Source organism: Microbacterium sp. TS-1 (assembly GCF_000509385.1).
GTDB lineage: Bacteria > Actinomycetota > Actinomycetes > Actinomycetales > Microbacteriaceae > Microbacterium > Microbacterium arborescens.
In genome coordinates, this window is record NZ_BASQ01000002.1 from 381,184 (window position 1) to 391,170 (window position 9,987).

Consider the following 9,987-nt stretch of genomic DNA (forward strand, 5'->3'; position numbering starts at 1 on the left):
AAAGGAACCCCGATGGCAAAGCAGTCCATCTTCGGTCGCATCTCGACGCTTGTGAAGGCGAACATCAACGCCCTCCTCGACCAGGCCGAGGACCCGCAGAAGATGCTCGACCAGCTCGTGCGGGACTACACCAACTCGATCGCGGACGCGGAGTCGGCGATCGCCGAGACGATCGGCAACCTGCGCCTGCTCGAACGCGACCACCAGGAAGACGTCCAGGCCGCGGCTGAGTGGGGCAACAAGGCCCTGGCAGCGAGCCGCAAGGCCGACGAGCTGCGCGCGGTGGGCAACACCGCCGACGCCGACAAGTTCGACAACCTCGCGAAGGTCGCGCTGCAGCGGCAGATCAGCGAGGAGAACGAGGCTCGCGCCATCGCGCCGACCATCGCGACCCAGACCGAGGTCGTCGAGAAGCTCAAGGACGGCCTCAACGGCATGAAGGTCAAGCTCGACCAGCTGCGCGCGAAGCGCTCCGAGCTGCTCGCGCGCGCCAAGACCGCCGAGGCGCAGAACCGCGTCCACGACGCCGTCAAGTCGATCGATGTGCTCGACCCGACGAGCGAGCTCGGTCGCTTCGAAGACAAGGTGCGCCGCCAGGAGGCGCTCGCCGCCGGCAAGCAGGAGCTCGCCGCCTCGAGCCTCGACGCGCAGTTCGAGAGCCTCGAGGATGTCGGTCAGCTCACCGAGGTCGAGGCACGGCTCGCCGCGCTGAAGACGGGCGGGGCCGCGGGCGCCATCGAGCGCTGAGCGCCCGACGCCGACGTCCGGGCCGGCCCTGCCGCCCGGACGTCGGTGCTCGATCCGCCGACAACGCCCGACGAAAGACGAAGGAATGACCCGATTCATCGTGGTCCCGCAATGGCAGGGCTCGCCCTCGACCCGGTCGATGACTCTGATCGACGGTGCTGACGCGATTGCGGGCGACCTCCCGCGCAGCGCGACCGTCCGGGTCGATGTGCCCGTCGAGGCCGGTGAGGCCCTCGGCAGCGGCATCCGCCGCTTCAGCTCGCTCCAGCGCACCCGCGACCTGATCACGGCTGCCCTCGTGGAGGCCGATGACGTCGCGGCCGGCTCGAGCGGCGGGGGTCAGAGCGGGCACGCGGTGGTCGTCGGCGGCGACTGCGGAGTGGCCGTGCCGGCGATCGCGCACGCGGCCTCGCTGCATCCCGACACGACCGTCGTCTGGTTCGACGCGCACGGCGATCTGCACACTCCCGAGTCATCGCCCTCGGGAGCCTTCGGCGGCATGGCCCTGCGCGCGGTGTTCGATGCGACCCCGTTGTCACCGGATGCCGCGGTGCCCGCCGATCGCATCGTTCTGGCGGGCGCCCGCGAGTTCGACGATGCAGAGACCGAGGTCATGCGTTCGACGGGTCTGACGCATCTCGGCGTCGACGAGCTGGCCGATCCGGCCCGCCTGGCCGATGCGGTGGCGGCCACCGGCGCGGCATCGGTGTACGTCCATGTCGATCTCGACGTGCTCGACCCCGCGGCGATCACGGGAGTGAGCGCGGCCGTGCCGTTCGGGCTCGACATCCCGACCCTCACGAACGCGATCGGCGTCTTGCGCGGACGCCTCCCGCTCATCGGCGCATCCGTCTCGGGGTTCGCCCCGCCGCATCCCGAAGCCGTGGTGGACGACATGGGTTCCGTGCTCCGGGTCGTCGGAGCCCTGGCGTGAGCGGTGTCCGCATGCCGCCCGCCGGATGGCGGCAGCGAGCTGACGCCGCGGTCGCACGCGGCGAGTCGCTGGATCGGCTCATCCCTCGGGTGCTGCTCGACTCCCCCATCAGCCAGTTCGGCGCCCGAATCGGCACCGCCTTCGGATTCGCCTGGGGAACGCTGTGGTCGACCGGCCGCGTCGAGCGCCGCCACGGGCTGTGGGTCTTCCGCGGGATGCCGGGCTGGACGTTCGGTCGCGGCGGCGTCTGCGTCGGATCGTGCTTCCTCACCGGCGACCGCGAGCCGAGCGAACGGATCCTCACGCACGAGGCCGTGCACGCGCGGCAGTGGCGGCGTTACGGGATGCTCATGCCGCTTCTCTACCTGATCGCAGGACGCGATCCCCTGCGCAACCGATTCGAGATCGACGCGGGACTGGCCGACGGCAACTACATCCCTCGGCGCGCCGAGAGCCGCTGACAGACCTCAGCGGGCGGTCGCGAGCCCGAAGCGCTCGGGCGTGTGGATCGACGCGGCGGCCATTCCGCAGCGCGCGGTGAGGTGATCGACGATGTCGGCCGTGCCGAGGAACCCGCCCAGCAAGTGCACGCGCGTCGCCTTCGCAGCATCCGTGCACAGCATCTCGTCGGCCCACGCGGTGACGGCGCGAGAGAGCGCCTCACCCGACCCGCAGCCGCGGCCCGAACCCGGGGCGCCGGTTCGGCGCGAACGGTCGAGCCAAGTCACGACCATGCGGGCCGGCGCCGATACGGTTCCGATCCACGCGGCGTCGGGCACTTCGATGAAGACCCGCCCAGTCGAGCACAGCGGCAGCGTTGCGAGGAGCGCCTCGAGCTCGGCGAGCGAGTGCTCGTCGGCCGTCACCAGGTGCTGCACCCGGACGTGCTTCGAGGCGCGACAGGCGGCGGCGCTGTGGAGCTCGGTCATGATGACTCCACTATACCCGCGGTGTAGGCATGCCTTACCTACCCAGTCGAAACCCCACGCCTCCTCCGAGGTCTCACATCAGGATGATGCGGCGCAGTTCGGCGAGCTCGTCGTCGGCGAGTCCGTGCGACCGGAGGTAGTCGGCCGGGGAACCGAATCGCTCGCGCAGGTCGGCCAGGAGCCCGCGCATCACCGGCGCCGGCGAGCGCGTCGCCAGATCGACGAGCTGCGGGGCGTCGGGGTGGTGCGCGCGGAGATACGCGAGGATCGGCGCGTTGCGCTCGGCCGGCAGCATCGTCTCCGTGCGGGCGTAGTCGTCGACGACGGCATCCTCGTCCACTCCCGCTGCCGCGAGGATCATCGCGATCGTCACTCCGGTGCGGTCCTTGCCGATCGTGCAGTGCACGAGCACCGGCTGATCGGCGATGACCCCGCGGACGACCTCGAGCACGCGCGGAGCCGAGTCGTCGACGAGCGAGCGATACATCGACTCGAGCGACATGTCGGCGCGGAACAACGAGGCGACCGACCCCAGGAACAGCGGCACCCGCTGGGTTGCGATGACGAGATCGCCGAGAACCGTGGGCTCGGAACGCACCTCGTCGTCGTCGCGGAGGTCGATGATGCGGCGCAGCCCGAGATCGCTGAGAGCGCGGCGCCCGGCGTCGTCGACACGGAAGAGGTTTCCCGACCGATAGAGCACGCCCGACCGGGTCGAGGTGCTACCTGCCCGCAGGCCACCGGTGTCACGGAAGTTCAGGGCTCCCGGTACCGAGAGCGATGCCGCGCCGCTCATCCGGCGGGACGCGGGAGCGGCGGCACCGGGTACCGGCCCGCGATCGTCAGGCGATTGAACGCGTTGATCGAGATGAAGAGCCAGCTCAACGCGACGTACTCCGCCTCGGAGAAGACCCCGCCCACGCGGTCGTACAGCTCGTCCGATACGCCCTCGTCGGCGATGTGCACATACGCCTCGGCGAGCTCGAGAGCCGTGCGCTCGCGTTCGTCGAAGACCCCCGACTCGCGCCAGGTGGCGAGCTGGGCGATCTCGTCGGCCGTCACACCGGCGGCCACCGCCCGGCCCACATGCACACGCACGCAGTAGGCGCAGCCGTTGAGCTGCGAGCTGTGGACGAGCGCGAGCTCTTTCAGACGCTCGTCGATGCCGGCATCCTGCGCGATGGTGCCCACCGTGCGGGCGAACGCGTCGAGCGCGTCGTAGGCCGGACGAGCCGCCTTGGCGAGATGGATGCGCCGCTCCGGATTCATGCGTCAACCCTATCCACCGCCCTCCCCCGTCGCGCGAGAATGGTCCCCTCCCCAATGCGAAGGATCACCGTGCACGACGACACGTTCGACGAGTTCTCGTTCCTGCCCGTCCAGGCTGCGGAAGCCGGTGTGCCGGCGCCCGTGGCCGAGCGGCTGTTCACCTTCGCATCCGACGGGCGCCCGATCAGCGCGCTGCGACTCGGCGACGGCGAGCCCGAGGTGACCCTTCTCCACGGGGCCGGCCTCAACGCCCACACATGGGATCGCACCGTCCTCGCGCTCGGGCGGCCGGCGCTGGCGTTCGACCTTCCGGGCCACGGCGACTCCGGCTGGCGCAACGACGCGGACTACACGGGCCGGACCCTCGCGGCCGACATCGCTCCGGCGCTCGCGCAGTGGACGACGACGCCGCAGGTCGTGGTCGGGCAGTCGCTCGGCGGCCTGACGGGTGCAGCCCTCGCCGCGATGCACCCCGAGCTCGTGCGTGCCCTCGTGATCGTCGACATCGCGCCCGGGCTCGACCCCGCCGGAGCGGCGTCGCAGATCCGGCGGTTCTTCGCCGGACCGACCAGCTGGGCCTCTCGCGCGGAGATGGTCGAGCGTGCACTGTCGTTCGGGCTCGGCGGAGACCGCACCGCGGCCGAGCGCGGCGTCTTCCTCAACTCGCGCGTGCGCGACGACGGCCGCGTGGAGTGGAAGCACCACTTCGCACGCATCGCCAACCAGCTTGCCGCCGACCCCGGCGCCGCGGCCGCGGCATCCGAGCGGCAGGATGCGCTGGCGCCCACCCTCGCGGCATCCGGCTGGGAAGACTTCGCCGCCGTGGCGGCGCCCATCACGCTCGTACGCGGCACACGGGGCTATCTGACCGATGCCGACGTCGATCGGTTCGGCGAGCGCGTTCCCGCAGCGCGCATCGTCACGGTGGAATCGGGCCACAATGTGCAGGAGGAGCTCCCGACCGAGCTCGCCCGCATCATCCGCGACGCCACCACCGCCTGACACCGCTCAGCCTGCGCACCGCCCGCTCTCGATGAAATAGGGAGTCGCCGTGCGACGCTGGACGTCGGTGAATGCGTCTCGCGGTCGCGGCGGACCCTAGGCTGTATGCCGCACTGAGTTCGCGGACGCGCATCGGACAGCAACGATGCCACCGCCCTTGCGAAAGGAACCCTCCTCCACATGCTCCGCCGCACCACCGTGACCGCCGCCGCACTGCTGGCTGCAGGCACCCTCCTCCTCGCCGGCTGCACCGGGTCGACCGAGCCCGGGCCGTCCGCCACCATGGGCGCCCCTGACCCGGACGCCAGCGTCAACATCCGCCTGGTGCTCGAGCCCTCGAACCTCGACATCCGGCAGACCGCGGGCATCTCGCTCGAGCAGATCCTGATCGACAACGTGTATCAGGGGCTTGTCGCCCGCACGATCGATGGTGAGGTCGTCGACGGGCTCGCGTCATCTCACGAGGTATCCGCGGACGGGCTGACGTACACGTTCACCCTCCGCGAGGGGATCGTCTTCCATGATGGGCAGCCGCTTACCCCGCAGGATGTCGTGTGGTCGCTGACGACGCACCGCGACACGGCCGAGTTCGCCGACTCGGAACGCCTCGCGAATGTCGCATCCATCAACGCCGACGGCCAGACCATCACCCTCATCCTCAACCAGCCTGACTCGTCGTTGCTGTGGAATCTGACAGGCCGCGCGGGCCTGATCATGAAAGAGGGCGACACGGTCGACTACAGCACGAAGGCCAACGGAACGGGGCCCTATCGGTTGGGCGATTGGCGCCAGGGCGCGAGCCTGACCCTCGAACGCAACGACGCCTATTGGGGTGACGCAGCCAAGGTCGCCGAGGTCTCGTTCGTTTTCATCCCCGACACCCAGGCCGCCATCAACGCCGCCCTAACCGGCGAGGTCGACGTTCTCACTGGATTCGACGCGAACCTCGCCGAGCAGGTCGAAGCCAACGGTGATTTCGTCGTCGACACGGGCGTCTCAACGGGCAAGAGCGTGCTCGCGATGAACAGCACGACCGGTCCCCTGGCCGACGTGCGCGTTCGTGAGGCGATCCGCTCGGCGATCGACCACGATGCCATCGTCGAGGCGGTTGGCGCGGGCCAGACGTTGTTCGGTCCGATTCCCGAGCTCGACCCCGGCTATGAAGATCTGTCCGACGTCGTGTCATACGACCCCGAAGCGGCTCGCGCCCTGCTCAGCGACGCGGGAGTTTCCGACCTGTCGCTGACTCTGACGATCCCGTCGGATTACGGGACGACGGTCCCCCAGATCCTGGTCTCCAACTTCAACGACGTCGGGATCGACCTCAGGGTCAACCCCGTCGACTTCGGCACCTGGCTCAGCGACGTGTACACGAATAAGGACTACGAGCTCAGCGTCGTCAACCACGCCGAGCCGCGCGACTTCGAGAACTGGGCGAACCCAGACTATTACTTCACCTACGACAACGCCGAGGTGCAGGATCTCTACGCGCAGTCGCTGCTCGCAACGGACGAGCAGTCTGCCGATGACCTCTTGAAGAAGGCTGCGCGGATCGTGTCCGAGGACCACGCCGCCGATTGGCTCTACAACTGGGCTTCGGTGGTCGCGGTCGCCACGAACGTCTCGGGCATGCCCATCGACAACGTGAACGCCCGCATCAACCTCGCCGAGATCGCCAAGAGCGACGGGTGATCCGCTACGCGCTGACGCGACTGGCCCTGCTCCTGCTGGGCCTGGTCGTCGCCAGCGTGCTGATCTTCGTGACGTTGCGGGTCCTTCCCGGCGACGTCGCACAGCAGATCGCGGGAACCACCTCGACGCCGGAGCAGGTCGCCGCGCTTCGTGAGCGCCTCGGCCTCGACGTGCCGCTGCCGACGCAGTATCTCGAGTGGATGGCGGGGCTGGTCCGCGGCGATCTCGGCACCTCGCTGGTGACCGGCTCACCCGTCGCGGCGGAGCTCGCCGCCAAGGCCCAGGTCACCGTTCCCCTCGGACTGATGTCGATGGCGGTGGCGCTGATCATCGCGCTCCCGTTCGGCGTCGTCGCGGCGATACGTCGCGGTCGCGCCGACGGCACGGCGCTTTCGTTCGGTGCCCAGGCGATCGCCGCCGTGCCGGTGGTCTGGGCGGGCATGATGCTCGTCGTCGTGTTCGCGATCTGGCTCGGCTGGCTGCCCGCACAGGGCTTCCCGCGCGGCGGCTGGGGGGACCCGGCGCGGGCCTTCGCCGCGCTGATCCTTCCGGCGGTCACCATCGGCGTCGTCGAGGGCGCGATGCTGATGCGGTTCGTCCGCAGCGCGACGCTGTCGGCGATGGGCCAGGACTTCGTCCGGACGGCGGCCGCGAAGGGCCTCACGCGCCGCGCCGCGCTGCTGCGCCACGGGCTGCCGACGGTGGGGCTGTCGATCATCAGCGTCCTCGGCCTGCAGGTTGCAGGCATCGTGGTGGGGGCGGTCGTGATCGAGCAGCTGTTCACGCTCCCGGGCATCGGACGCATGCTCGTCGCCGATGTCGGCCTGCGCGATCTGCCCAAGGTCCAGGGCGAGCTCCTGGCGCTCACGGCCGTCGTGCTCGTCGTGGGGTTCATCGTCGACCTCGTGCATCGCGGTCTGGATCCGAGACAGCGGGAGGCCTCGTGAACGAACGCATGCCGTGGCTGCGGCGGCTGTGGTCGCTTCCGGCCGGCCGTTTCGGGCTCATCGTGGTCATCACCATCGGGGTCGTGGCTGCCGTCTCGCTCGTCTGGACGCCGTTCGACCCCCAGCGGGTGGACATCCCGGCGCGGTGGAGCCCGCCGAGCTGGCCTCATCTGCTGGGTACGGACGCCTCGGGTCGCGACATCCTCTCGCTGCTGATCGCGGGGGCGCGCACGACGGTTCTCGTCGCCGCGGGCGCGGGCATCGTCGCCACCCTGATCGGCATCGCACTCGCCTGCCTCGGCGCGCTCACCCGCCGCTGGACCCGCGAGATCGTCGCGGTGCTCGTCGACATCCTGATCGCCTTTCCGGTGCTGCTGATCGCGATGATGATCTCGGCGGTGTGGGGCGGCTCGTTGTGGGTCGTCGTGATCTCCGTCGGCATCGGCTTCGGCGTCAACATCGCGCGGGTCACGCGGCCGGAGCTCCGCCGCACGCTGCACAGCGACTTCGTGCTCGCGGCACGCGCGAACGGGTTGACGCCGTCGCAGATCGCGGTGCGCCATCTGCTCCCCAACGTCGCACCGGTCTTCATCGTGCAGCTGTCGTGGGGCATGGCCGTCGCTGTGCTGGCCGAGGCGGGCCTGAGCTATCTCGGGTTCGGCGCGCCGCCGACGCAGCCCTCGTGGGGGCTGCTGCTGAGCGAGCTGCAGACGTACCTCACCGCGCATCCGCTCAGCGTCGTGTGGCCGGGGCTGGCCATCACGATCACCGTGCTCGGGCTCAACCTGCTCGGCGACGGTCTGCGCGAGGCAACCGACCCGACGCTCGCCCGACGCCGCTCCCCCGCCGCCTCGCACACGCCGGCGGTGGTCGCATGAGTCTCGAGGTCGAGGGCCTGTCGATCGTGCTCGACGGGCGCCGCGTGGTCGACGACGTGTCGTTCGGCGTCGCCGACGGTGCCCGGGTCGGCCTCATCGGAGAGTCGGGGTCGGGCAAGTCACTGACCGCTCTGGCTGTGCTCGGGCTGCTTCCCGACGGCGCCGAGGTCGACGGCAGCATCCGATGGAACGGTCGGGAGCTGCTCGGACTTCGCGATCGCGAGCTGGCGGCCCTGCGCGGCGAGCAGATCGGCATCGTCTTCCAGGAGCCCCAGACCGCCCTCAACCCTCTGCGGACGGTGGGGCGGCAGATCGCGGAGCCGCTGCGCATCCACGGCCGGGTCGGTCGCCGCGACGCCCTCGCCCGCGCCCAGGCCGACGCCGATCGGGTTCGGCTGCCCGAGGGCGCTCTGCGCCGCTACCCCCATCAGCTTTCGGGCGGTCAACGTCAGCGGGTCGCGATCGCCATGGCGCTGGCCGCCCGGCCGCGCCTGCTCATCGCGGACGAGCCGACGACGGCCCTCGACGTGACGATCCAGGCCGAGATCCTGGCGCTCCTGGGCGAACTGGTCGACGACGACGGGATGTCGCTGCTTTTCATCACCCACGACCTGGCCGTGCTGTCGCAGGTCGCGACGGAGGCCGTCGTGCTCGAACGCGGTCGCGTCGTCGAGACGGGCGCGGTCGCCGACCTGCTCACCGCTCCGCGGTCGGAGGTCACCCGCGGCCTGCTGCGCGATGCCACCGCCACGGTGTGGCGGCCGGAGGGAGACGCATGACCGGCGATGCCCTCATCTCGGCCCGCGGCCTGAGCAAGCGCTATCGGATGCGTTCGACCGGGCTCGGCGCACCGCGGCGCGAGACCGTCGCGCTCGACGATGTCGATGTCGACGTGCGGTCGGGCTCGGCGTTCGGCATCATCGGCGAGTCGGGATCGGGCAAGTCGACACTCGTGCGGCTCCTCCTGGGCCTCGACACGCCCTCGTCGGGAACGATCACGATCGACGGGCGTCCGGTCGACGCCCGTGCGTCGGCTCGCAGCCTGCACTGGCTCCGCCGCCGCACCGGCATCGTCTTCCAAGACCCGTACGCCTCGCTCGATCCCCGGATGAGCGTGGGCCGTATCGTCGGCGAGCCGCTCTGGGCGCTCGACATCCCGGGTGACCGTCGAGCGCGCGTTCGCGAGGTGCTGTCGGATGTCGGATTGGATGCCGACGCGGCCGAGCGCTACCCGCACGAGTTCTCGGGCGGCCAGCGCCAGCGCATCGCCCTCGCGCGCGCGATCGCGCACCGCCCGGCGATCCTCGTCGGCGACGAGCCGCTGTCCGCCCTCGACGTGACGGTGCGGGCGCAGATCCTCGACGTCCTGCGTCGTCTGCGGGCGGAACAGGGGATGACGCTGCTGCTGGTCTCGCATGACATCGGCGTGGTCCAGAACCTGTGCGACGACGTCGTCGTGATGACCGAGGGGCGCATCGTCGAGGAGGGGCCGACCGAGAAGGTGCTGCTCCAGCCCCAGGCCGCCTACACGCGGCGCCTGCTCGCCTCGGTGCCCGTGATCGACCCGCATCGCGCGCAGGACTAGACGT

General features: G+C 70.2%; 12 protein-coding genes. 9 read left to right on the forward strand and 3 right to left on the reverse strand.

Features of this window, described 5'->3' with window-relative positions; all coding sequences use genetic code 11:
• Window positions 1-12 precede the first annotated feature (12 nt).
• From MTS1_RS14495 to MTS1_RS14505, 3 genes are all read left to right on the forward strand, one after another.
• Window positions 13-747, forward strand: coding sequence for a PspA/IM30 family protein (locus MTS1_RS14495; RefSeq protein ID WP_023955282.1), 735 nt, complete (start codon window positions 13-15; stop codon window positions 745-747).
• Between the two features lie 85 nt (window positions 748-832).
• Window positions 833-1,681, forward strand: coding sequence for an arginase family protein (locus MTS1_RS14500; RefSeq protein WP_023955284.1), 849 nt, complete (start codon window positions 833-835; stop codon window positions 1,679-1,681).
• Between the two features lie 11 nt (window positions 1,682-1,692).
• Entirely contained in the window at window positions 1,693-2,142 is a 450-nt protein-coding gene (locus tag MTS1_RS14505; protein ID WP_036306147.1) for a hypothetical protein, read from the forward strand.
• A 6-nt stretch (window positions 2,143-2,148) separates the two neighbouring features.
• On the opposite strand, the gene MTS1_RS14510 is transcribed toward MTS1_RS14505, so the two are convergent.
• The 3 genes from MTS1_RS14510 to MTS1_RS14520 all read right to left on the reverse strand — a co-directional run bounded on the left by MTS1_RS14510 (window position 2,149) and on the right by MTS1_RS14520 (window position 3,879).
• Window positions 2,149-2,610 carry an SIP domain-containing protein gene (locus MTS1_RS14510; RefSeq protein WP_023955288.1) on the reverse strand — a complete coding sequence of 154 codons (462 nt, stop codon included), beginning with the start codon at window positions 2,608-2,610 and terminating at the stop codon, window positions 2,149-2,151.
• A 73-nt stretch (window positions 2,611-2,683) separates the two neighbouring features.
• Window positions 2,684-3,406, reverse strand: a complete 723-nt coding sequence (locus tag MTS1_RS14515; protein WP_023955290.1) for a tyrosine-protein phosphatase — start codon at window positions 3,404-3,406, stop codon at window positions 2,684-2,686.
• On the reverse strand, window positions 3,403-3,879 hold the full coding sequence (locus tag MTS1_RS14520) for a carboxymuconolactone decarboxylase family protein (protein WP_023955292.1): 477 nt from the start codon (window positions 3,877-3,879) through the stop codon (window positions 3,403-3,405). The genes MTS1_RS14515 and MTS1_RS14520 overlap by 4 nt, the downstream gene beginning before the upstream one ends.
• Window positions 3,880-3,933: 54 nt before the next feature.
• Here MTS1_RS14520 and MTS1_RS14525 point away from each other — a divergent pair, with 54 nt between their 5' ends.
• From MTS1_RS14525 to MTS1_RS14550, 6 genes are all read left to right on the forward strand, one after another.
• Window positions 3,934-4,881, forward strand: coding sequence for an alpha/beta fold hydrolase (locus MTS1_RS14525; RefSeq protein WP_036305922.1), 948 nt, complete (start codon window positions 3,934-3,936; stop codon window positions 4,879-4,881).
• Window positions 4,882-5,061: 180 nt separating this feature from the next.
• A complete protein-coding gene (locus tag MTS1_RS14530) occupies window positions 5,062-6,573 on the forward strand; it encodes an ABC transporter substrate-binding protein (RefSeq protein WP_023955296.1) in 1,512 nt (503 codons plus the stop codon).
• The gene (locus MTS1_RS14535) at window positions 6,570-7,520 is read left to right on the forward strand and encodes an ABC transporter permease (RefSeq protein WP_023955298.1); all 951 of its coding nucleotides are present in this window, start codon (window positions 6,570-6,572) and stop codon (window positions 7,518-7,520) included. Before MTS1_RS14530 ends, MTS1_RS14535 begins: the two co-directional genes overlap by 4 nt.
• Before the next feature lie 8 nt (window positions 7,521-7,528).
• Window positions 7,529-8,398: an ABC transporter permease gene (locus tag MTS1_RS14540; RefSeq protein WP_036306149.1), complete on the forward strand. Its 870-nt coding sequence runs from the start codon at window positions 7,529-7,531 to the stop codon at window positions 8,396-8,398.
• Complete coding sequence (locus MTS1_RS14545; protein ID WP_023955302.1) at window positions 8,395-9,177, forward strand: ABC transporter ATP-binding protein; 783 nt, start codon at window positions 8,395-8,397, stop codon at window positions 9,175-9,177. Before MTS1_RS14540 ends, MTS1_RS14545 begins: the two co-directional genes overlap by 4 nt.
• Window positions 9,174-9,983 (forward strand): ABC transporter ATP-binding protein, encoded by an 810-nt coding sequence (locus MTS1_RS14550; RefSeq protein WP_023955303.1) that lies wholly within the window; start codon window positions 9,174-9,176, stop codon window positions 9,981-9,983. Before MTS1_RS14545 ends, MTS1_RS14550 begins: the two co-directional genes overlap by 4 nt.
• Window positions 9,984-9,987: the final 4 nt, after the last annotated feature.

Coding starts and splice junctions, on each gene's coding strand:
- MTS1_RS14495 (WP_023955282.1), top strand. CDS start 13: ATGGCAAAGCAGTCCATCTTCGGTCGCATCTCGACGCTTGTGAAGGCG.
- MTS1_RS14500 (WP_023955284.1), top strand. CDS start 833: ATGACCCGATTCATCGTGGTCCCGCAATGGCAGGGCTCGCCCTCGACC.
- MTS1_RS14505 (WP_036306147.1), top strand. CDS start 1,693: ATGCCGCCCGCCGGATGGCGGCAGCGAGCTGACGCCGCGGTCGCACGC.
- MTS1_RS14510 (WP_023955288.1), bottom strand. CDS start 2,610: ATGACCGAGCTCCACAGCGCCGCCGCCTGTCGCGCCTCGAAGCACGTC.
- MTS1_RS14515 (WP_023955290.1), bottom strand. CDS start 3,406: ATGAGCGGCGCGGCATCGCTCTCGGTACCGGGAGCCCTGAACTTCCGT.
- MTS1_RS14520 (WP_023955292.1), bottom strand. CDS start 3,879: ATGAATCCGGAGCGGCGCATCCATCTCGCCAAGGCGGCTCGTCCGGCC.
- MTS1_RS14525 (WP_036305922.1), top strand. CDS start 3,934: ATGCGAAGGATCACCGTGCACGACGACACGTTCGACGAGTTCTCGTTC.
- MTS1_RS14530 (WP_023955296.1), top strand. CDS start 5,062: ATGCTCCGCCGCACCACCGTGACCGCCGCCGCACTGCTGGCTGCAGGC.
- MTS1_RS14540 (WP_036306149.1), top strand. CDS start 7,529: ATGCCGTGGCTGCGGCGGCTGTGGTCGCTTCCGGCCGGCCGTTTCGGG.
- MTS1_RS14545 (WP_023955302.1), top strand. CDS start 8,395: ATGAGTCTCGAGGTCGAGGGCCTGTCGATCGTGCTCGACGGGCGCCGC.
- MTS1_RS14550 (WP_023955303.1), top strand. CDS start 9,174: ATGACCGGCGATGCCCTCATCTCGGCCCGCGGCCTGAGCAAGCGCTAT.